Raw genomic sequence first — 22192 nt, 5'->3', positions numbered from 1 at the left:
CGACGCACGACGTGTGGCCGTCCTGGCCACGTCGCACGCGGTCGCAGTGTGGCCCGACAGCATGTGTCGACCGGTACCGACGACGCGTTGAGCGGGTCGTCGACGGCCCGGCACGGCATCCGGCCACAGGAGTGCGGCATCGCTCTAAGTCACCCCCACGCGGACCGTCACGTCCCGTAGTCACGGGGGGGTCATGACTGAGGAGGCCCCCGAGGGTATCCTGTCGCCCTCGGACCTCGGCCCCGACGGCACACGTGGGCAGGTCGGCATCGGCACGCTGATAATCTTCATCGCGCTGGTGCTGGTCGCCGCGGTCGCCGCCGGCGTCCTCATCAACACGGGCGGACAGCTCGAATCCCGTGCCTCGGACACCGGCGACGACGCACAAGCACAGGTCTCCAATCAAGTCGACGTCGTCTCCGCGACCGGAGTCGACAAAAGCGTCCACGGTTCCATGGAGCGCATCGAATTGGTACTCAAGAAGTCCGCGGGGTCCGACGACATCGACCTCGAAGACATGACTATCCAGTACCGCTCCGGGTCTGCGGCAGCGAACCTCGAGCATACTACCGGAACTGCCGATGGCGAGTCATTCAGCACCACGCACATTGCGGGAACCGGAGGAGCCGCGTCCCCGACGGTGCTGAACGAAACGTCAGAACGGGTCGAAATCCGTATCGATGTCGTGTCCGTCGAAGGAACCTCGCTCGAGGAGGGAGCCTCGGCGGAGTTGACCTTCGTCGAACAGTCGGGTGCGACGACCGTCTACGGGGTCGACGTCCCCAATGTCATACAGAGTGACTACTTCCCGGTGTAACACATGAGAGCTGACCACACTCCGACGATGCTGGCAACGACGCACGGTGTACGCCCACCGCAGCCACGCCGTGCGTGGTTGCGATGCAGCCTTGAAGCGGACATCGATTACACCGACGACACGTCGGGTCGGCCAAGCCGGCCGTCACGTCCCGCAGTCACGGGAGGGAGTCATGACTGAGGAGGCCCCCGAGGGTATCCTGTCGCCCTCGGACCTCGGCCCCGACGACGAGTACGTCAAGCAACTCGACGACGGCCGTCACGTCGTCGTGACCGACGACGACGGGAGTCGCCCGGCCACGGACGGGGGCACGCCCCCGGCCGACGGGTCGGCACAGCCTGCCGCGTCGGCGGGGTCGCTCGCGGACCTCGACGGTGCGTACGCGATGCGAGCAGTCGCGCGAGCGGGCACGAGCGAAGACAGCCACAGCGTCGAGACGAACGACGTGTCGGAGGCGTTCGAGTCGCTGTTGCGTTGGTACGCCGAACAGGTGTCGGACGGAACGCCACCAGCAGAAGTGATAGCGGTGTTGCTCACGAACACGGACCTCGACGTCGAGGCCCGGGTTCGCTGACGCTATCAGTCACATTCCGGCTCTTTTTACAGAACGCTGTCCACCGTGAGCGGCGACACCGGCGAGTCGCCCGGCGGTATTACTGGCAGAACTGCGCGGACGGGACGCCCGGAGTCAGTGACCCGAGCGCGTGGACGAAACGGACTGCGCGGACACGGAGTGTGGGCGAGACTACTGTGTACAGGGGTCGGGCGTCCCGAAAAGGAGAACCGACAGGAAAGGGAACTCGGCTACCGCAGTTAGTCGAGATACTCCGACAGAGCCGTCTGTAGGTAAAACCCGAGTGCGAGGTGCTGCTCCATAGCTCCGCGGATACGTTCGGCGAACGCCTCCTCGTCCTTTATCTGGTACTCCTTGGTCCGGACGAGTTCCTGTGCTTCGAGCAAGTCGTCGTCGGACAGTTCGTGTAGTTGCGGATACACGGTCCCCGGGCTGAGGTGGGTATCGAAAACGACAGCGAGGTCGCTCATCAGCGTCTTCCCGTGTGTATCGGAATCGCGGTGTGCGACCAGCAGGAGCAGTATCTCGTCGAGGTTGTCCTTGACCGTCGAGTCCGCGAAGTTGAAGTTCTGTTCGTCGAACAACGCCGTTAGGACGTCGTCGAGAATCGCTTCTGATGACTGGTCCGGGGTGAGTCTGACGTTCGTGTCGTCGTCGTCGGAGCGGTTGGACTGGAGTTCGCTGTACAGTTGGTCGATGGTCACGCCGCCATCGCTTACCCGGACAGCGTCCGAGTCACGAACGCGCGTCCCGTCTTCGTTTGACATCCTTTCCCGGCCACCGTGTTTGCTCGGCACCTGACTACCTCTCTCAGACTCCATATTCAGTTTTGAACAGTGCCCCCTATTAATACAATCGTGCCGTTTACTATTCCTGATAATGTCTATATAAAACCGTTTTCACAGCCTGAGAATGCCGTTTTCACAGCCTCTGTATTGCGATATAATTTCATTATTTGATTTTGTATTATCTTATTAGATAATGGAATTTTTGGCGCGGGGCCAGAAAGCAGTCATAGCGACGCGGAAGGGCGGGTCGGCCGTGACCCGGCGTGCCGCGAGAGTTCGAAGGCCTTAACCCCGGTAGCAGGGAAGGTGAGGGTAACTCGCTGGACGACGGGCACCAGCGGGCACCTGTTTCACAGGTCGGGATGTGAACTGCGATATGCAGTTTGAACCACGCAACGCCCGTGGTGACAATCATGGCACGAAGCTTCTACTCCCACATCAAGGACGCGTGGGCGGACCCCGACGACGGGGACCTCGCCGAACTACAGTGGCAACGACAGCAAGAGTGGCGCGACCAGGGCGCGATAGAGCGCGTCGAGCGACCGACCCGCCTCGACAAGGCCCGCTCGCTGGGCTACAAGGCGAAACAGGGCGTCGTCGTCGCCCGCGTGAGCGTCCGCAAGGGCGGCGCGCGCAAACAGCGGTTCACCGCCGGTCGCCGGTCGAAACGTCAGGGCGTGACCCGCATCACCCGCCGGAAGAACCTCCAGCGGGTCGCCGAGGAGCGGTCCACGCGCAAGTACCGCAACCTCCGCGTCCTCAACTCCTACTGGGTCGGTGAAGACGGCCGGCAGAAGTGGTTCGAGGTCATCATGCTCGACCCCGACCACCCGGCCATCGAGAACGACGACGACCTCAACTGGATTTGCGACGACAGCCACCGCGGCCGGGCCTACCGCGGCCTGACCAGCGCGGGCCAGTCCAACCGTGGCCTCGACAAGAAGGGCAAAGGCACGGAACACACCCGCCCGAGCATCAACAGCGGCCGCGGGCGCGGCAGGTAGTCCCCGCCGAACCGTTCTGCGAGATTTCCACCGACCAGCGACCGCTCAGGCGTCCTCGCCCCGGAACGTATCGAGCGTCGCCGAGTTGCCATCGGACTGCCAGATGACGTCGATGGTCTTGTCTTCGAGTTCGGGGCTGGCGTTCGGCGGTTCGATGAGAACGGAGTCGCCGCCGGCGACACTGTCGCCCTCGCTCGCGCCGTTGTCTTCGGCCGCCTCGTACCACGACAGCCGATTCACCGGGCCGGGGCTTCCGTCCTCGTCCTGGACGCCGTCCGGGGACCCGAAGTAGAGGTCGGTGTTGACGATGCCGGTCCCGGTTTCGTGAGTGACCCGCAACTCGTCGGGTTGTCCGGAGAGTTCTATCTTCTCGAAGTCGAACGTCGCCGTCGGCACCGCCTCCGTGTCGCCACCGAGGCCGAGGACGAACGAGGCGATGACGGCGGCGAGGATGACGGTGATTGCGACCATCAGGATGACACCGATAACGGGGCTGACGGCGTCCTCCGAACGGACGAGTCGGCGCAGTTGCATGCCCGACCAATTAGCGGACTGGGTTAACTAGCTTCCGCCGCTCACGCCCACACCGACTGCTCGCGGTCCATCACGCTCACGACGACGACGTGCGGGAGCGTCAGCACGGCGATGAGGACGAGGTACAGCGCGACCCACCCCGGCAGTGTCGTGGGCGGGTTCGGAACGAGCAGGTACACCGCACCCAGCAGGGCGATAGAGACCAGCGTCAGCGGTGTCGCCTCCCGGGCGAACCGTGCGAGTGCGGGCCACAGGCGACGCTCGCGGAGCGCGGTTCGGGAGTCCCGCTCCAAGAGCGCGAGGCGGGCGATGTGGCGGTAGGCGTGCCAGACACAGAAGTAGACGCCGACGGCGAGTACCGGTGGCACGACGGCGAAGTAGGCGACGAGCAACGCCGTCTCCCCGGCGTCGACGGCCCACACCGACCGGTCGGCGGTGCGGACGAACGCGAGCGCGAGGGACGCGAGGACGAGGGCGGCGTAGGCGACGCCGAGGACGAGGCGGGTGTCGGCCCGGAACGCCCACGCCAGCGTGTCGACGGCCCCGAGCGAGAACAGGGAGACCAGCGCGTCGGCGACGCGGCGGTACCACTCGGGGAACGCGAGGAGGGGGACCAACATCGGCAGGCCACCCCGGACGACGACGGCGAGCCACCGGGTCAGCGGCGTATCGAGGTAGTCGGCCCGGCAGAACGCCCGGAGCGCGTAGAGGTCACCCTGTCCCCAGTGGCCCCACGTCAGGAGGATGAAGAAGGCGAACGCGGCGGCCGGGGCGACCAGCCAGCCCACGGCGTACGCGGCACCGAGGGCGGCGTAGATGCCGACGACGACGCCCATCGCTCGGAGTGTCACGGCCTCGCCTCTCACGCGCGGGTACGCGAGGTGGTCGATAGCACCGTGGGGCAGCCCCAGCAGAACGGCACTGGCGACGAGGGGAACGTACTGGACGGTCGGTGGGACGGAGACACCGAGCGCGAACGGGACGAGAACGAGCACCGTCACCACCCAGGACGGCCGGAGGACGCCGGCGACCAGCGTCCCGCGGAGGGGCGCGTCGAGGTCGGTTCCGGGGACGGTGACTGACACGAGTGGGTCACCCAGTTGTCGGCCGCGGCCACGTCTCCCGGACCGTCGCCCAGCGGTCGGTGACCCACCAGAACAGGACGAGTCCCTGCACGAGGAAAGCGTTGGTCAGCGCGAAAAAGAGGGCTTCCTCTATCGGGAGGCCGAGCAGTTCGATGCCAGTCATGTACTGGGGGTCGAACACCCAGATGCCGAGTTCGATGGCGATGCGGTCGGCTATCCAGAGGTACACCGTCGGGACGCCGACGCCCAACAGGAGCGTCCGGCGGCGGTCCCAGAGGACGGGCCACGCGAAGCCCCACTGGATGGCCAACACCGGGCCGGCCCACAGGAGGAGGGTACCGAGGTAGTACGTCGGTTCGGCGAGCAACAACCAGCCGGCCAGTGCGACCGCCAGTCCGGCGAGGGCACCCACGATGCGGTGCCCGAGCGGGATGCCGAACTCGCGGGCACTCTGCGTCTCCAGACGGGCGAGCCACAGCCCCGTCAACAGCGGCTGGAGGGCGAAAAACAGGTACTCCTCGACCGGAGCCTGCCAAACACGAGCGACGACGGCCTCGGCGGGGTAGTCCCAGACGCCGACCGCGATGAGGTGGTTGTCCCACGGCGTCGTGTACAGGACGGCGACGACGGTGAGGATGCCGAGTCCCCCGGGGAGCGCGTACCGTCGGTCGGTCCAGCGGGTCGTCGCGGCGAGGATGAGAAGCGGCGGGACGACGAACACGAGGTGAAACTCCAGATACGTCAGGGCGACGAGCGGGGTATCGAACATCAGTCACTCACCCGCCGGACACACGGCCGTGTCGGGAGACGTGTGAGTGCCACGTCAATATTAGTACGTTGTACGTACACAAAAAATTGGCTCCGGCGTCCGGTCAGTCGGCCGCAGTCGCGTCGGCCGTACTCGACGACACCTGGTCGAGGACGCTCCGGCTACGGAGCAGCAGGAAGCCGAACCCGACCTTCGCGAGCACGTCGAGGACCATGAACACCGCAGTCTCCCAGTACAGCGGGATGAGGCCCAGCCCCTCCGTACCGACGATCCAGACGATGGGGTAGGCCGTCCACAGCAGTATCACCACGTTCCGAAGCGTACTGAACAGGGCTCCGACCGACCCCGGCTGTGTCGACGCCTGCGCCGAGAGGCGGCTGACGAGGATGTACAGCAGTGCGAGGAAGAACCCGCAGCTGATGCCCCACCAGACGATGCGCATCGTCTGGCTGGAGGTGACCAGCGCGCCGACGAGGCCGGTCACGATCATCCCCACGTCGAGGCCGACGAGGGTGGAGATTGTATTGCGGTTCGCCCCGGCGAGCAGGGCGAGGTCGATCAGCAGCAGCGGCGTCGTGAACAGCCAGTCGGCGTAGCGGGCCCAGTAGATGTCGAGGGCCTCACTGGCCCACGGTACGGACAGTTCTGTGAGCCCGAATCCCATGGCCATCGAGAAATACGCCGACGCCGCGATGGCCGGGATGAATATCGTGATGATGTAGTACTCTTGTGCTTCGGGGTCTTCTTCGCCCCAACCCATGCCGATGAACGCCAACGTCCCTACTGCCATGAGTGCTGTACCGATCCACAGCCAAATTTGCTCTGCACCTGGTGAAGGCATAGTCCACGCTTTTATACGCAGTTCAATAGTAAAACATCCGTGCCACACTAGTTGGGGTTCGACATATTTCCGCGAATAGCGTCGTCGTAACCAGCAAACAGCAGGGCGCGTCATGGCTGGTAACGTGTAACAACGCGGGTCGCCTGTCAGTCCTCTGCCAGCCCGGAACGCAGTGGTGGCCACCTCGCAACCGATATACGTCCGACCCGACTCCACATCACTATGCACCCGCCGGGGGCGGAGACAGTACTCGTGCGGTACGGGGACGCGAGTACCAAGAGCCACGGCGTCCGCCACCGCATGGAGACGCAGTTGGTCGAGAACGTCGAGGCACTGCTGACCGACCGGGCCGTCGACGCCCGCGTCGAACAGCACGCGACCCGGCCGCGTATCCGGGCACCGACCACGCAGATACAGCGGGCCGCCGAGGTGGCCGCCGACGCGTTCGGCGTCGTCTCGACAAGTCCGGCCTTGTCGGTCCAGCCAAACCCCGACGCCATCTGTGACGCGCTGGCCGACGCGGCCCGGGCCTGCTACGACGGCGGCACGTTCGCCGTGGAGGCGCGACGGGCCGGTGATTCGTTCCCGCTGACGAGCCAAGAGGTACAGGAGGTGGGCGGGCAGGCCGTCTGGGACGCCGTCGCCGACGCGTTCGAACCGGCCGTCGACCTCACCGACCCGGACCTGACGTTCAACGTCGAGATACGCGCCGAGGAGGCGTTCGTCTTCTTCGAGCACGTCTCGGGACCGGGCGGGTTACCGCTGGGGACGCAGGCCCCCGTCGTCGCGCTGGTCAGCGGCGGTATCGACTCGCCGGTCGCCGCCTACGAGATGTTGCGGCGGGGCAGTCCAATCTATCCGGTGTACGTCGATTTGGGTGACTACGGCGGCCCGGACCACCGAGCGCGGGCAACCGAGACGGTCCGGACGCTCGCCCGATACGCGCCGAACTTCGAGATGCCCTTCCGGGTGGTCCCGGGCGGCGAAACGGTCGAACACATCGCCGACAGCCTCGACAGGGGCCGGATGCTCGCCTTTCGCCGGTTCTGCCTGCGCGTCGGCGAGGTGGTGGCGAGCGACACCGACGCGGTGGGCGTCGCCACCGGGGAAGCCATCGGGCAGAAGTCGAGCCAGACCCTCCGAAACCTCGGCACCACCGACCCCGTGACCGAGTTGCCCGTGTTCCGCCCGCTCCTGACGATGGACAAGAGCGAGATTACCGAACGCGCCCGCGACATCGGGACGTTCGACGACTCGACCATCCCCGCGGGGTGTGACCGCTTCGCCCCGGCACAGGCGGAGACGGGTGCCAGACTCGACGACGTGCGCGCGGCCGAACCCGACGACCTCGCAGAGCGCGCGCGCCGAGCCGTCGAGGACGCGGAACTGGTCGAGATACGGGGGTAGGAGCCCCACGTTTTTGTCCGAGAACGCGACCAGCGGCGCGCGTGGGGCACAGAGCACTCGTCGCCGCGGCGCGCTCGAACGGTCGGTACGACCTGTACGGTTCACAGTGGGGTGCCCACGAGTGGCGGCTGGCGGCGACGCTCGCGGGCGGCGTGACAGTCGAGCGTGCAGGGTCGTTCACGCTGGTCGCCACCGACTGCTCGTTCGAGGATGTCGTCGCCGAGTACGTCGATTTCCAGACCCACGAGGCACTGTTCGTCGTCACGAGCGAGCACGTCCGGCCGTATCTCGTCTGCTGGTTCGGCCTCCCCGGCGTCGACGCCACCGGGCCGCGACCCGGCGCGCTCGTCGGCGTCGACGCGGACCGGCCGACGGCCGACGGCGAGTACCTCCGGGGGCTGTTCACGGGCGCGAAGCGGACCCTCGTGGGACTGGCCGCGGACGAACGACTCGACCCGGCGACGGCGCGGGCGTCGTTGGTCCTCCGCGTCGCGTCGCTGGCCGAGGAGCGACCGGTCCACTTCGGGCCGGTGACTGACCGCCACGGGACGTGACCGCCCGAGGCAGTCCCGACGGCCTTATTGACCGGTCGGCACTACCCGCCGCCAGTGAGCAACCACGACGAGACGGCGAGCGACCCCGGAGCGGTCGACGGCGTCGTCGCCCCGACACCGGCGGCGGCCCGCGCGTTCGTCGCCGAGGGGGTCGACCGGGGGGACCTCGTGACGGTCTTCGGCCGCTGTACCGTCGACTACGACGGACGGGCGTCGAGCGAGCTCGGGCCGGGCGACCGGTTGGTCGTCTGCAAGCCCGACGGCACGACGCTGGTCCACACCGACGAGGGGCACCAGCCGGTCAACTGGCAACCCCCGGGCTGTACGCAGGAGGCCCGCGTGACCGACGGGGCCTTCGAGCTGTACAGCCGCCGGGAGACGCCCGCCGAGGAGTTGACGGTACGGTTCGAGCGCGTCGACCGGGCCACGCGATACGACGTGACCGACGAGCAGGACCTCGCGCTGTCGGGTACCGAGGAAGACCTCAGAGAGCGGATACTGGCCGACCCGGCCCTCGTGGAGTCGGGATTCGAGCCGCTGGCGACCGAACGGGAGACGCCAGCGGGTGCGGTCGACATCTTCGGCGAGGACGAGATGGGGCGGCGGGTCGTCGTCGAGTTGAAACGGCGGCGGGTCGGCCCGGACGCGGTCGGGCAGTTGACGCGGTACGTCGAGGCACTCCGCCGTGACCTCCACGCCGACGCCGAGGTGCGCGGCGTGTTGGTCGCCCCCTCCGTGACCGACCGCGCCCGCGAGTTGCTGGCCGAGGAGGGGCACGAGTTCGTCTCGCTCGCGCCCGCCGAGGACTAGTCGTCGAGACGGTCTTTCAGTTCCGAGAGCAGTTGCAGGGCTTCGAGCGGCGTCGTCTCCGCCAGCGACTGCTCGCGGAGCGTCGACTCGATGTCCCGTGGCGTCTGCGTGGCCGTGCCAGCCTCGTCGGCGACTTCGTGTGCGTCCGCGGGTTCGTGGCCGTTCGTTCGGCGGCCGCGCTCGGGAGATGCCGTCGGTTTCCCGGTGTCGGCCCCGGCGTCCAGCAGTTCCCGCGAGCGGTCGACCACGGCGTCGGGGACGCCCGCCTCCCGTGCGACTTCGACGCCGTAGGAGGCGTCGGCCGGCCCGCGGCGTATCTCGTGGTCGAACGTTACCGTCGCGTCTCCCGCGTCGGCCGGCGGCGGCTGCTCGCTGGCGGCGAAGTGCCAGTTGCTCGCCCCCGGCAGGGCCTCCGCGGTGGCGGTGAGTTCGTGGTGGTGGGTGGCGAAGAGGGTTCGCGCGCCCACCTCGTCGTGGAGGTACTCGGTGACGGCGCGGGCGATTGCGAGGCCGTCGGTCGTACTGGTCCCGCGACCCACCTCGTCCAGCAGGACGAGCGAGCGGTCGGTGGCGTGTTCCAGAATGTCGGCCAGTTCGGTCATCTCGACCATGAAGGTGGACTTCCCCCCGGCGATGTCGTCGCTCGCGCCGACGCGGGTGAACACCCGGTCGGCCAGCGAGAGGCGGGCGGCCTCGGCGGGGACGAACGACCCGGCCTGTGCGAGGACCTGTATCAGCGCGACCTGTCGCATGTAGGTGGACTTCCCGCTCATGTTCGGGCCGGTGACGACGGCGAGGAACGCGTCGGCGTCGAGGCGGGTGTCGTTGGGGACGAACGAGGCTTGGGTCCGCTCGACGACTGGGTGGCGGCCGCCGTCGACGTGGGTCGTCTTCGGGTCGGCCGTGAACTCCGGCCGGGCGTAGTCGTGTTCGGCGGCGACGGTGGCGAACGCGACGAGTGCGTCGAGTCGCGCGAGCGTGTCCGCGAGGGACTGGACCCGCTCGGCCTCGGCGGCGACGGTCTCGCGTACCTCGGTGAACAGGCGGTATTCGAGGTCGTCTGCCCGGTTCTCGGCCCGGAGTATCTCCTCCTCGCGTTCCTTCAGTTCGGGGGTGTAGAACCGCTCGGAGTTCTTGAGTGTCTGTCGGCGGGTGTAATCGTCGGGCACCGCGTCGAGGTTCGGGTCGGTCACCTCGATGTAGTAGCCGTGGACGGAGTTGTGCCCGACCTTCAGCGAGTCGATGCCGGTGCGCTCCCGTTCCTGCTGTTCGAGCGAGTCGACCCACGCCTTCCCCGAGCGTTCTGTCTCGCGCAGGTCGTCCAGTCGCTCGTCGTATCCCTCCCGGATGACCCCGCCCTCGGTGATTTCGATGGGCGGTTCCTCGCGGATGGCACGGCCGACGAGGTCCCGAACGTCGGGCAGGTCGTCGAGGGTCCCGTGGACGGTCCGTAGATACGCACAGTCGGCGTCGGCGAGGGCGGCGCGAACGTCGGGCACCACGTCGAGCGTCGCCTTCAGCGAGCGGAGGTCGCGGGCGTTGGCCCGCCCCCGCGAGACGCGCGAGACGAGGCGTTCGATGTCGTACACGTCCCGCAGTTTCTCGTGCAGACGCTCGCGCGTGCGAACGTCGCCGACGAGTTCCGCGACGGCGTCGTGGCGGGCCTCGATACGGTCGCGTTCGACCAGCGGACGACGGAGCCAGTCTTTGAGGGTTCGACTCCCGAGCGCGCAGGCCGTCTCGTCCACCACGTCGGCCAGCGTCGCCCCGGCGCGGCCGTGGACGGCGCGGCGGTCGAACAGTTCCAGACTCTCCAGAGCCACCGCGTCCAACAGCATGTACTCGCGCGGGTCGTAGCGCGTCAGGTGGGTGAGGTACGCCAGTCGCCCGCGCTCACCGTCCTCGTCACCCTCCGCCCCCCGCGTGTACTCGGCGTAGTCGAGCAGGGCACCGCAGGCGCGTATCTCGGCGTCGGCGGCCAGCAGCGTCTCCGGGTCGCCGAAGTACGCGGCGACCGTCTCGCGTGCGGCGTCGGGGGCGAAGGCCGTCTCGTCGTAGGGCGTGACCATGCACTCCTCGTGGAACACGTCCGTCCCGGCGTCGGGACCGACGACGGCCTCGGCGGGGTCGAACCGGCCGAGTTCGTCCGCGATGGCCGCCTCGCGGTCGGCACTCGTCGCGTAGAAGTCGCCGGTCGAGACGTCCAGCACCGCCAACCCGTAAGTGTCGCCGTCGCGGACGAGACAGGCGACGAAGTTGTTGTCGTCGGTCCGCAGGAGTTCGTCTTCGGTGAGCGTCCCCGGCGTGACGACGCGCGTGACCGCGCGGTCCACGACGCCGGTGGTCTCGCTGGGGTCCTGCACTTGGTCGGCGACGGCCACGCGGTAGCCGGCGTCCAGTAGCGTCTCGATATAGCTCTCGGCGTTGTCGATGGGAACGCCAGCCATCGGGTACGTCCCGGTGGAGTCCTCGCGTTTGGTGAGCGTAATCTCACAGAGGCGGGAGACGCGCTCGGCGGCGTCACAGAACGCCTCGTAGAAGTCGCCCACCTGAAACAGCAGGAGGGAGTCGTCGTACCGCTGGCACAGCTCGAAGTACTGGGCCATCATCGGCGTCAACTCTTCGGCCCGGTCGGCCATCTTCTCGGGCGGGCCAAGCGCCGCGTCCATGGGAGAGTGCCAGCGTCCCGAGGTGGAAATACGCATCGGACCGCGAGCGGCGGGCGGCCCGTCAGTCCTCGCCACGCAGGTCGGCCATCGCCGCCCACGAGGCGTCCATCGGGGGTTTCGTGACGCGTTCACCGTCCACGTAGACGCCCTCCCCCTCGGTGACGGTCCCGGCGACGCCGGCGGGCGTCCCGCGGGCTTCGAGGGCGGCGACCACCGCCTCGGCGTCCGCGGGCGCGACGGTTAGGAGGAGCGTCCCCGCGCTCGTGACCCGCCACGGGTCGACACCCACGGCGTCACAGACCGCCTCGACGCCGGGTGCCAGCGGGACGGCGTCCGTGTCGACCTCGAAGCGGACACCCGCACCGTCGGCCATCTCCACCAGCCCGCCGTGGACGCCGCCCTCCGTCGCGTCGTGCATGGCGGTCACGTCCCCGGTGTCGTGGGCCGCCATGGCGTCGGCCGTCGCCGCGATGTCGTCGACGCGGTCCCGTGCGGCCGCGAGGTCGGCGTCCGACAGGCCGAGCTCGTCGGGGAACAGCCACGAGAACAGGCCCGCCACCTCCGCAGCGGGGCCGGTGGCGACCACGAGTGCGTCCCCGGGGGTCGCGCCGTCGGGTCGCACCACGGCGGCCGGGTCGCCGACCCCGAACACCGTCGCGCCGCCGACCCACGACGCGGTGACGCCGGGGTAGCGGCCGACGTGTGCGTCGGTGACGGCGATACCGAGGTCGGCGGCGTGGGTCGCCATCGCCCGCCAGATGTCGGCCACCGTCCCGTCGTCCATCCCCGGCGGGAGCGTGAGCGTCACCGTCGCGTGCGAGGGGGCGACGCCGGAGACGGCCACGTCCGTCGTCACGATGTCGAGGGCGAGGCGACCCGCCCGCTCTGTGCCCAGTTCGAGGAGGACGGAGAGGGGGTCCGTCGCGGCGACGAGGGCGGCGTCCCCGAGTTCGAGGACGCCGAAATCGACGCCGTGCTGTGGGCCGACCGTCACGTCCGCCCGGTCGGTCCCGAGGTGGGGGTAGATGACGCGCTCGAAGAACGACGCGTCGACCTTGCCCAGACTCGGGGCCGGGTCGTCGCTCCCGCCGCGCTCCCCGGTCATCCGCCACCCTCACGGAGGAGGCGAACGTCCGCCGGGTCGATGCCGAGTCGGACCTGCTCGCCGACGGCGACGCGGTCGCTCGCTTTCACCAGCAACGACCGGTCGCCCCACTCACAGTGGAGGCGGTAGGCGTCGCCGAGGAACTCGACGCCGGTGACGGCCGCGTCGAGTCCCGCCTCGCCGCCGTCGAGACGGACGTGTTCCGGGCGGACGACGGCGGTGACAGACTCGCCGGCCGACACGCTGGCCGACGCGGGGAGCGGTATCGTGGCGTCGGCGACGGCGACGCGGGGCGGGTCGGTTCCCGTCACCTCGCCGTCGAGCAGGTTGTTGTCGCCGACGAACTCCGCGACGAACCGCGAGGCGGGGTCCCGGTAGACTGTCTCGGGCGTTCCGACCTGTTCGATACGCCCGTCCGACACCACGGCCACGCGGTCGCTGATGGCGAGTGCCTCCGTCTGGTCGTGGGTGACGTACACCGTCGTAATCCCGAGTTCCTGCTGGATGGCGCGCACCGTCACCCGGAGGCGTTCGCGGAGGCTGGCGTCCAACGCCGAGAGCGGTTCGTCCAGCAGGAGTACGTCCGGACCGGGCGCGAGCGCGCGTGCAAGCGCGATGCGTTGCTGTTGGCCGCCCGAGAGTGCCGTGGGGTCGCGCTCGCCCATCCCCGCCATGTCCACCAACTCGAGCAGTTCGTCGACGCGCTCCTCGGGGGTGACGCCGCCGGGTGGGTCCCGGAAGCGAAGGCCGTAGCCGACGTTCTCGCGGACGCTCATGTGCGGGAACAGGGCGTAGCTCTGGAAGACGACACCCACGTCGCGGTCTTCGGGTGGGACACCAGTCACGTCCTGCCCGCCGATGCGGACCGTGCCCGAACTCGGCGTCTCGAAGCCGGCGATTGCCCGCAGGGTCGTCGTCTTCCCACACCCCGAGGGGCCGACGAGCGTGAAGAACTCGCCCGGGTCGACGGCCAGCGATACGTCTTCGAGTGCGAGAACGTCGCCGTAGCGGACGGACACGCCGTCGAGTTCGACGCCGGAGTTCACGGTTGCCACCGTCCCCCGACGCGGTCGATGACTACGAAACTGGCGGCTGTCACGAACAGGAGGATGCTGCCCATCGCCGTCGCGGGGCCGAGGTTCGGCCCGAGCGAGCGGTTGCCGATGTACCGCTCCAGTGCGACCGGCATGGTGTAGCTCTCGACGCCCTCCGCGAGCAGGACGGTGGAGTCGAACTCCCCCACGCTGATGGCGACGGTGAACGCCGCCCCGGCGACGACGGCCGCCGCAATCAACGGGAGTTCGATGTCCACGAGCGTCCGCAGTCGCGTCGCGCCGAGCGACCGCGCGGCCGCGACCAATTGTGAGTCGATGCTCGCCAGCGCGGGCGTGACGTTCCGGGAGACGAACGGGTAAGCCGCCACGGCGTGGGCCAACACGATGGCGACCGGTCCGGTGACGGTGTAGCGTCGGCCGGCCAGCACCGTCCCGAACACGAGCACTTGGAGCAGGCCGAGACCGACGACGATGCCGCTGACGGCCAGCGGTGCGGTCAACCCGGCCTCGGCGAGACGGCTCCCGCGGCCGCCCCGTGTGGCGACCAGCGAGACGACGACACCCATCGGCACCGCGACGAGCAGCGTCCCGGCGGCGAACACGAGCGAGTTGCGGACGGCGGGGAGCGGCCGGGTCGTCCCCGAGACGGTGGCGGCCTGTTGTTCCAGCAGGAACTCGTAGTAGGCCGTGGTGAACGCGCCGTTGGGACCGGTCACGCTCTCGGCGAGCAGACTGGCGAGCGGCCCGACGAACACGAGGAGTGCGACCACGCCGTAGCCCAGCAGCGCGACCCGGCGGGGGTCCCGGAGCGTCGCCCGTCCGGCCAGCAACGCGCGCCGCTCCAGACTGGGACCGCCCGCTCGCGTCGCCGTCTGGCGTGCCTCGTAGCGCAGATAGAGGTAGGTGAGCGCGAGCGAAATCGCCGTCTCGATGACTCCGAGCGTCGCCGCCTCCGTCAGCGCGAGGTTCTGCACCCGGGCGTAGAGCCACACCTCGACGGTGGCCAGTTGGAGGCCACCCAGCGCGAGGACGATGGGGAACGACATGAACGTGAACAGGAAGGTCAGCAGCGCGGCGGTCAACAGCGCGGGCCGCAACTGCGGGAGCACCACGTCCCAGAACGCACGGACGGGCGAGGCACCCATCGCTCGCGCCGTCTCGACGTGTCGAGCGTCCACGTCCTCCCACGCCGCCGTGACCAGTCGAATCACCAGCGGTGCGTTGTAGAAGGCGTGTGCGAGGACGACGAGTTCGAGCGTGAACAGCAGGTTGACCGGGCCAAGACCCACGAGACCGAGCAAGTCGTTGAAGACGCCGGTTCGCCCGAACATGGCGATGAAGCCGACGGCGACCATGATGGAGGGGAGGACGAACGGGAGAATCGTGAGCGAGCGCAGCGTGGCCCGGCCGCGGAACTCGTAGCGGGAGAGGAGGTACGCGCCGGGCAGGCCGAGCAGGACGCTGGCACCGGTCGAGAGGGCCGCCTGATAGGCGGTGAACCCGAGGAGGCCGAACGAGGGCAGCGAGGGGCCGGCGCGGACCCACTCGGCGACGCCGCCGGGAATCGAGAGCGGGTCGGTGACGACGTGGTGTGCGACGCCGGTGTAGAACGGGTCACCGAGAACCGCGAGGAGCGGGGCGAGCGAGAGTCCACCGTCGTCACTGACGGCGGCGGCGAGGACGCTCCCGACGGGGTAGTAGAAGACGACGACAAGTACCGCGAGTGTCAGGACGACGCCCGCTGGGAGCGCGAGGCGGTCGAGCGTCCGCCCGGTCACCCGCTGACGACTTGTCGCGCCCAGTCGTCTATCCACGTTCCGACGTTGCCTGCGAGTTCGTCGTAGGTGAACGTTACCGGCTCCGGGGGACGGAGCGCGTACTGGCCGAAGTCGCCGCCGGGGTCGACCCCCGCGACGGCGGGGAACTGGACGTTCCGGACCGCGATTTCGGCCTGTGCCTCCTCGGTGAGGGCGAAGTTCATGAACTCGCGGGCGAGTCGCTGGTTGTCCGAGTCGGCGAAGGTGGCCATCGCCTCGGGGTTGGCGTACCCCTGGTCGTCGAGGAAGCCGACTTGGTGGCGAGACATGTCGACGCCCTCACCGTGGTAGTACACTTGGTCGGTCGAGTAGGAGACGACCATCGGGGCTTCCTCGTTGGTGTAGGCGTTGTAGGCCGGTTCCCAGTCCGAGAGGATGCGGACGCCGTTGTCCACGAGGCCGTCCCAGTAGTCGAGGTACTCGTCGGGACCGTACTCGTGAACCGTCCAGAGGACGAACGCCCGGCTGGGGTCGGACTGCTGGGCGTTCTGGGCGATGAGGCCGTCCTCGAACTCGGGTTCGAGCAGGGAGTCGAACGTCTCGGGGTCCGGCACCTCGTCCTCGTCGTAGACCAGCGAGATGAACCCCGTGTCGTAGGGAATCGCCCGGCCGTCGGGGTCGATGCGGAGCGAGTCCTCGACGGTGTCGGCCCGTTCCAGTTGGTCCTCGACGGGGACGAACAGTTGCTCGTCGAGTTGCTCGTCCACGCGGACGAGTTCGCCGGTGTTGAGGCCGACGTAGGCGTCCGCCTCGACGGGCGCGCCCTGCTGTTTCCGCTGGACGAACTGGTTGATGCCGTTGTCCGGCGTGGTGAACTCGACGGTCACGTCGGCGTACTCCTCCTCGAAGGCCGACTTGAGCCACGCGCCCGCCGTGTCCTCGCCGGTGAACGAGGAGTACGTGGCGACGGTGAGCGTCCCGCTCGGTTCGCCGGGAGTTCCCGTCGCCGTCCCCGTCGTCGTCCCGCCGTTGCCGTCCGAGCCGTCTGGCGACCCGCTCTCGTCGGTGCTACTACAGCCAGCCAGCAACGCCGCGCCCGCAACGCCCGCGCCAGTCCGTCGAAGGTAGGTTCGTCGCTTCATTACCCGATAAAATAACCGAGTGGTGGATAAGCGCACCGATACGGGGCCATCGCCGGGAGAGACCACCGCCACCGATAAGTACGACTCGGTGATACCACGTCCATGTCCGACCTCGGACCGGTCGACCGGGACTTCTTCGCGGACCACGTCGCGCCCCACCTCGGGGCCGACCGGACCGACGTGTCGCTGGACCCGCACCACGGCGGCGACTTCGGCGTCCTCGACGTGGACGGACGGGCCGTCGTGACGAGTACTGGCCCGCTGGTCGTCCTCCCGGCACTGGGGTTCGAGCGGGCGGCGCGGTTCGCGTTCCACACCCTCGTGAGCGACGCGGCGGTGTCGGGCCTGCCGCCGACCCACCTCGGCGTCGAGTTCACCCTCCCGCCCGAGACGACGGACGAGCAGTTCGAGACGGTTTGGACGGCGTTCGACGCGGCGTCCCGTGACCTCGGTGTCTCGGTCGTCACCGGACACACCGGCCGGTACGAAGGGTGTGCCTACCCGATGGTCGGGAGCGGAACGGTCATCGGCGTGGGCGACACCGCCGACGTGGTACGGCCCGACGGCGCGCGCGTCGGCGACCGAATCGTGGTCACGAAGGGGCCGGCCGTCGGGGCGACCGGCCTGTTGTCGAGGCTGGCGGCCCCACGCTTGGGCGACGCACTCGACGAGACGACGGTCGACGCCGCGAGCGACAGACTCCGGGAGGCCAGCGTCGTGCGGGACGCGCTGACGGTCGCGACGGGACCGGTGTCGGCGATGCACGCCGCAGGCGCGGGCGGCGTCTTCGGTGGCCTCGCCGAGATGGCCGCCGCCGCTGGCGCGCGTTTCGAGGTCACGACGGACCCGATTCCGGTCCGACCGGGCGTGTCCGAGGTGTGTGCGGCCGTCGGCATCGACCCGTGGACATCGTTCGGTGCGGGCGCGCTCTTGGTGACCGTCGCCCCCGCGGAGGTCGATGCGGTCCTCGCGGCACTCGACGGCGCGGGTATCCCGGCGGCCGAGGCCGGAACGGTCGTTTCGGGGTCCGGACTGGCAGTCGACGACACGGAGACGGCCCACCCCGGTACGGACCCCCTCTGGGCGGTACTGGCGGACGGGGAGTGAGTCGCGGGAACCAGAATCATTAGTACGTGCCGTCCGTCCGTGCGACCATGACACGACAACCGGCACCCGACCGGCCACCGGTCGCGCTGACCGTCGCCGGGAGCGACTCGGGCGGCGGTGCGGGGATTCAGGCGGACCTGAAGACGTTCGAGGCCTGCGGCGCGTTCGGGACCAGCGCGGTCACGAACGTCACCGCCCAACACACCCGCGGCGTCGAGAGTACACACCAGGTACCCACATCGGAAATATCCGCACAGATGGATGCGGTGCTCGACGACTTCGACGTGCGGGCGGTCAAGACCGGGATGCTCGGCACGGACGAGGTAGTCGAACTCGTCGGCGAGTACGCGCCGGACCTCCGGAACCTCGTGGTCGACCCGGTGATGGTCGCGGCCTCGGGCGACCGCCTCCTCGAACGCGACGCGGAGCGAGCGTACGAGGACGTGCTGGCCGAGGCGACGCTCGTGACGCCGAACGCCGACGAGGCGGCCGTCCTCACGGACGTGACCCCCGAGACCGGAGACGACGCCCAGCGGGCGGGCGAGCAGTTGGTCGAGATGGGTGCCGACGCCGCACTGGTCACGGGCGGCCACATCGGGGCCGAGACCGAGGACGTAATCGACGTACTCGTGACCGCGGAGACGGTCGAGACGTTCCGTCACGAACGCGTCGAGGGGACGGCGACCCACGGGTCCGGGTGTACGCTGTCGGGTGTCATCGCGGCACGACTCGCCCACGGCGACGACCTCGGGACGGCAGTGGCCTCGGGCGTGGACCTACTGACCCGGGCCGTCCGCTACCCGCTCGACGTCGGGGAGGGACCCGGGAGCGTCCACCACCTCGTCGAGACGCGCGAACGCGCCGCACGCCAGCCGACGGCCGAAGCCGTCGAGGGCATCGTCGAGGCGTTCGTCGACCGAGACGTGGGTCCGCTCGTCCCCGAAGTGGGGATGAACGTCGTCGGCGCGACGCCGTACGCGGAGCGGGCCGCCGAGACCGCCGCCGTCGAAGGCAGGATTACCCGGACGCTCTCGGGCGTCCAGCCGAACCGGGGCGTGCGGTTCGGCGCGTCGAGTCACGTCGCCCGATTTCTGGTGACCTGTCGGGAGTTCGACGCCGACCTGCGGTTCGCGGTCAACTGTCGGTTCGACGACGAGGTGGCGGCGGCATTCGACGCGCTCGCGGGGCCGGTGGTCGAGTTCGACCGGGGCGAGGAACCGCCGGCGGTCAAGGAGAGCGAGGGGTCGACCCAGCAGTGGGGTGCGCGGCGGGCCTTCGAGCGCGCCGATTCGACCCCCGTCGCCGTCGCGGACCGCGGCGAGGTGGGCAAGGAGGCCATCGTGAAACTGCTGGCCGCCGACGCCGAGACGCTGGTCGACCGGGCGTTCACCCTGCTTGACGCGCTGGAGTGACCGAAGACGGGACGGACCCGTCACGGTTTTACCGATGTCGCGTGCAGGGGGAGTATGACCGAGGCGACGGGCATCGTGGGGGAGTTTTTCGCCCTGCGGGAGGAGAGCGACGCGGACCTGCTGGCGATGCAGTGTGGCGACTTCTACGAGTTCTTCGGCGAGGACGCCGAGACGGTGGCCGAGGAACTCGACCTGAAGGTGTCACAGAAGTCCTCGCACGGGTCGTCGTACCCGATGGCGGGCGTCCCGGTGGACGACCTGACCCCGTACCTGACCGCACTGGTCGAGCGGGGGTACCGGGTCGCCGTGGCCGACCAACACGAGACCGAGACCGGCCACGAGCGCGCCATCTCGCGCGTCGTCACGCCGGGGACCTTACTGGAGACTGACGCCGCCGACGCCCAGTACCTCGCGGCCATCGTCCGGGCCGATGATGGCTACGGCGTCGCCGTGACGGACGTGACGACGGGTACCTTCCGCGTGACGAGTCTGGACGGCGGCGAGGACGCGGCGGACGACTTGCTGACGGAGTTGTACAAGTTCGACCCGGCGGAAGTGTTGCCCGGGCCGGGCGTGCGGACCGACGACGCGCTCCTCGACCGCATCCGGGACCGGACGGACGCGACGCTCTCGCTCCACACCGCCGACGCGTTCGCACCCGGACGTGCCCGCCACGCCGTCCGCGAGCAGTTCGGGGACGAAGCCACCGAGAGCGTCGGCATCGCGGACGACGAGGCGGCGATTCGGGCGGCCGGGGGCGTTCTCTCGTACGTCGAGGAGACGGGACAGGGCGTGCTTGCCTCCATCACTCGCCTCACCACCTACGGCGCGGCCGACCACGTCGCACTCGACGCGACGACGGGGCGCAACCTCGAACTCACCGAGACGATGCGCGGCGAGAGCGAGGGGTCCCTGCTGGCGACGGTCGACCACACCGTCACGAGCGCGGGCGGTCGCCTGCTCGGGGAGTGGCTCCAACGCCCCCGTCGGGCCCGGGGCGAACTGACGCGCCGCCAGTCCTGTGTCGCCGCGCTGGCCGAGGCGGCGATGGCCCGCGAGGAACTCCGGGAGGTGCTGGGCGAGGCGTACGACCTCGAACGCCTCGCCAGCCGTGCCGCCTCTGGGAGTGCCGACGCCGGGGACCTGCGGCGGGTCCAGGAGACGCTGGCACTCCTCCCGCGCGTCGCCGGCGTCGTCGAGAACACCGACCGCCTCGCCGAGTCGCCGCTCGCCGACGTGGTGTCGGGCACGGACCGCGACCGGGCCGCCGCGCTGGCGGCCGAACTCGACGACGCGCTGGTCGCCGACCCACCCAGTACGGTCACGCAGGGCGGCCTGTTCAGGACGGGCTACGACGACGAACTGGACGCGGTTATCGACCGCCACGAGGCCGCGAAGGAGTGGGTCGAGACGCTTGACGGCCGGGAGAAGCGCGCCCACGGCATCACCCACCTGCAGGTCGACCGGAACAAGACGGACGGCTACTACATCCAAGTCGGCAAGAGCGAGACGGAGAAGGTGCCCGACGAGTACGAACCGGTCAAGACACTGAAGAACTCAGAGCGGTACACCGTCCCCGAACTGGAGGAGAAGGAGCGCGAGATACTGCGCCTCGAAGAACAGCGCGGCGAGTTGGAGTACGAGTTGTTTCGGGAGTTGCGAGCGCGGGTGGCCGACGCCGCACAGGTCCTCCAAGACGCCGGGCGGACGCTCGCGGAACTCGACGCGCTGGGCAGTCTCGCCACCCACGCCGTCCACAACGACTGGACGCGTCCCGAACTGACCGACGAGCGGGAACTCGACGTGCGCGGCGGCCGGCATCCGGTCGTCGAACAGACCACCTCGTTCGTCCCCAACGACCTGCGGATGGACGAGGACCGTCGGTTCCTCGTCGTCACCGGCCCGAACATGAGCGGGAAATCCACCTACATGCGCCAAGCCGCGCTCATCACCCTGCTGGCGCAGGTGGGGAGTTTCGTCCCCGCCGACGCCGCGCGCGTCGGCCTCGTGGACGGCATCTACACCCGCGTCGGCGCGCTGGACGAACTCGCACAGGGCCGCTCTACCTTCATGGTCGAGATGCAGGAACTCTCGAACATCCTCCACTCCGCGAGCGAGGATTCGCTCGTGATTCTGGACGAGGTGGGCCGCGGCACGGCTACCTACGACGGCATCTCGATCGCGTGGGCCGCCACGGAGTACCTCGTCAGACAGGTCGGCGCGAAGACGCTCTTTGCCACCCACTACCACGAACTGACGGCACTGGCCGACCGACTGGAGGGCGTCCACAACGTCCACGTGGCGGTCGCCGACGAGTCGGACGGCGTCTCCGGGAGCGGCGCGACCGGAGGCTCGTCAGAGCCACGCTCCGACGATGACGTGACGTTCCTCCGAACGGTCCGGGACGGCCCGGCAGACCGTTCTTACGGCGTCCACGTCGCGAACCTCGCGGGCGTCCCGGACCCGGTAGTGGACCGCTCTCGGGAGGTGTTGAACCGACTCCGCGAGGACGAGGCAATCGACGTTCACGGGAGCGACGGGGAGACACAGCAGGTCGTCTTCGACCTCGACTCGGGACAGTTCCGCGCGGACGCCACGGCCGACGGCGGCGACACGACGGCCACACTCGACCCGGCGACCGAAGATGTCCTCGAAGAACTCCGGGACACCGACGTGAACGAGACGCCGCCCGTCGAGTTGATGGCGAAAGTGCAGGCGTGGCAGGACCGACTGGAGGACTGAGCCGTCGTCTCCGACGTTCG

Annotated in this window: 19 protein-coding genes; 9 read left to right on the top strand and 10 right to left on the bottom strand. The window is 68.9% G+C overall.

All coding sequences use genetic code 11. The annotated features are described in order from the left end of the window. Positions 1–193: 193 nt before the first annotated feature. Both MUG95_RS10695 and MUG95_RS10690 read left to right on the top strand, forming a co-directional pair. The gene (locus tag MUG95_RS10695) at positions 194–817 is read left to right on the top strand and encodes a flagellin (RefSeq protein WP_247006626.1); all 624 of its coding nucleotides are present in this window, start codon (positions 194–196) and stop codon (positions 815–817) included. A gap of 172 nt (positions 818–989) precedes the next feature. Next, the gene (locus tag MUG95_RS10690) at positions 990–1391 is read left to right on the top strand and encodes a DUF7500 family protein (protein ID WP_247006624.1); all 402 of its coding nucleotides are present in this window, start codon (positions 990–992) and stop codon (positions 1389–1391) included. 239 nt (positions 1392–1630) lie between these two features. Here the strand turns inward: MUG95_RS10690 and MUG95_RS10685 are convergent, their stop codons facing one another. After that, on the bottom strand, positions 1631–2158 hold the full coding sequence (locus MUG95_RS10685; protein ID WP_247006622.1) for a helix-turn-helix transcriptional regulator: 528 nt from the start codon (positions 2156–2158) through the stop codon (positions 1631–1633). 434 nt (positions 2159–2592) lie between these two features. Between MUG95_RS10685 and MUG95_RS10680 the strand changes: the two genes are divergently transcribed. Then, positions 2593–3183, top strand: coding sequence for a 50S ribosomal protein L15e (locus tag MUG95_RS10680; RefSeq protein WP_247006620.1), 591 nt, complete (start codon positions 2593–2595; stop codon positions 3181–3183). A 45-nt stretch (positions 3184–3228) separates the two neighbouring features. On the opposite strand, the gene MUG95_RS10675 is transcribed toward MUG95_RS10680, so the two are convergent. From MUG95_RS10675 to MUG95_RS10660, 4 genes are all read right to left on the bottom strand, one after another. Continuing rightward, positions 3229–3717: a type IV pilin domain-containing protein gene (locus MUG95_RS10675; protein ID WP_247006618.1), complete on the bottom strand. Its 489-nt coding sequence runs from the start codon at positions 3715–3717 to the stop codon at positions 3229–3231. A gap of 41 nt (positions 3718–3758) precedes the next feature. Next, positions 3759–4751 carry a Brp/Blh family beta-carotene 15,15'-dioxygenase gene (locus MUG95_RS10670; protein WP_247010477.1) on the bottom strand — a complete coding sequence of 331 codons (993 nt, stop codon included), beginning with the start codon at positions 4749–4751 and terminating at the stop codon, positions 3759–3761. A gap of 58 nt (positions 4752–4809) precedes the next feature. After that, positions 4810–5571, bottom strand: a complete 762-nt coding sequence (locus tag MUG95_RS10665; RefSeq protein ID WP_247006612.1) for a lycopene cyclase domain-containing protein — start codon at positions 5569–5571, stop codon at positions 4810–4812. Between the two features lie 103 nt (positions 5572–5674). Beyond that, entirely contained in the window at positions 5675–6412 is a 738-nt protein-coding gene (locus MUG95_RS10660) for a bacteriorhodopsin (RefSeq protein WP_247006604.1), read from the bottom strand. Positions 6413–6634: 222 nt separating this feature from the next. Here MUG95_RS10660 and MUG95_RS10655 point away from each other — a divergent pair, with 222 nt between their 5' ends. From MUG95_RS10655 to nucS, 3 genes are read left to right on the top strand one after another with little or no spacing between them, the layout of a single operon-like run. Next, complete coding sequence (locus tag MUG95_RS10655) at positions 6635–7819, top strand: tRNA sulfurtransferase (protein WP_247006596.1); 1185 nt, start codon at positions 6635–6637, stop codon at positions 7817–7819. Between the two features lie 41 nt (positions 7820–7860). Beyond that, the gene (locus tag MUG95_RS10650) at positions 7861–8373 is read left to right on the top strand and encodes a DUF6735 family protein (protein WP_247006588.1); all 513 of its coding nucleotides are present in this window, start codon (positions 7861–7863) and stop codon (positions 8371–8373) included. 54 nt (positions 8374–8427) lie between these two features. Continuing rightward, entirely contained in the window at positions 8428–9183 is a 756-nt protein-coding gene (gene nucS, locus MUG95_RS10645) for an endonuclease NucS (protein WP_247006586.1), read from the top strand. On the opposite strand, the gene mutS (MUG95_RS10640) is transcribed toward nucS, so the two are convergent. The 5 genes from mutS (MUG95_RS10640) to MUG95_RS10620 all read right to left on the bottom strand — a co-directional run bounded on the left by mutS (MUG95_RS10640) (position 9180) and on the right by MUG95_RS10620 (position 16911). After that, positions 9180–11852: a DNA mismatch repair protein MutS gene (gene mutS, locus MUG95_RS10640; RefSeq protein ID WP_247006575.1), complete on the bottom strand. Its 2673-nt coding sequence runs from the start codon at positions 11850–11852 to the stop codon at positions 9180–9182. The genes nucS and mutS (MUG95_RS10640) overlap by 4 nt on opposite strands. A 61-nt stretch (positions 11853–11913) precedes the next feature. Further along, positions 11914–12957: an AIR synthase-related protein gene (locus tag MUG95_RS10635; protein WP_247006573.1), complete on the bottom strand. Its 1044-nt coding sequence runs from the start codon at positions 12955–12957 to the stop codon at positions 11914–11916. Beyond that, positions 12954–14012 carry an ABC transporter ATP-binding protein gene (locus tag MUG95_RS10630; RefSeq protein WP_247006565.1) on the bottom strand — a complete coding sequence of 353 codons (1059 nt, stop codon included), beginning with the start codon at positions 14010–14012 and terminating at the stop codon, positions 12954–12956. The genes MUG95_RS10635 and MUG95_RS10630 overlap by 4 nt, the downstream gene beginning before the upstream one ends. Then, positions 14000–15814 carry an ABC transporter permease gene (locus MUG95_RS10625; protein WP_443984540.1) on the bottom strand — a complete coding sequence of 605 codons (1815 nt, stop codon included), beginning with the start codon at positions 15812–15814 and terminating at the stop codon, positions 14000–14002. The genes MUG95_RS10630 and MUG95_RS10625 overlap by 13 nt, the downstream gene beginning before the upstream one ends. After that, complete coding sequence (locus MUG95_RS10620; protein ID WP_247006561.1) at positions 15787–16911, bottom strand: thiamine ABC transporter substrate-binding protein; 1125 nt, start codon at positions 16909–16911, stop codon at positions 15787–15789. Before MUG95_RS10620 ends, MUG95_RS10625 begins: the two co-directional genes overlap by 28 nt. A gap of 102 nt (positions 16912–17013) precedes the next feature. Between MUG95_RS10620 and MUG95_RS10615 the strand changes: the two genes are divergently transcribed. Genes MUG95_RS10615 through mutS (MUG95_RS10605) form a run of 3 tightly spaced genes read left to right on the top strand, consistent with a single transcriptional unit; the run spans position 17014 to position 22172 of the window. Continuing rightward, positions 17014–18018: an AIR synthase-related protein gene (locus MUG95_RS10615; RefSeq protein WP_247006559.1), complete on the top strand. Its 1005-nt coding sequence runs from the start codon at positions 17014–17016 to the stop codon at positions 18016–18018. A gap of 47 nt (positions 18019–18065) precedes the next feature. Beyond that, on the top strand, positions 18066–19430 hold the full coding sequence (thiD, locus tag MUG95_RS10610) for a bifunctional hydroxymethylpyrimidine kinase/phosphomethylpyrimidine kinase (RefSeq protein ID WP_247006557.1): 1365 nt from the start codon (positions 18066–18068) through the stop codon (positions 19428–19430). A gap of 54 nt (positions 19431–19484) precedes the next feature. Next, positions 19485–22172 (top strand): DNA mismatch repair protein MutS, encoded by a 2688-nt coding sequence (mutS, locus tag MUG95_RS10605; RefSeq protein WP_247006555.1) that lies wholly within the window; start codon positions 19485–19487, stop codon positions 22170–22172. The last annotated feature ends 20 nt before the right edge of the window (positions 22173–22192 follow it).

The organism is Halorientalis litorea, assembly GCF_023028225.1.
Lineage (GTDB): Archaea > Halobacteriota > Halobacteria > Halobacteriales > Haloarculaceae > Halorientalis > Halorientalis litorea.
The sequence above is the reverse complement of the archived record's forward strand: the minus strand, read 5'-3'. Positions and strand labels throughout refer to the sequence as shown.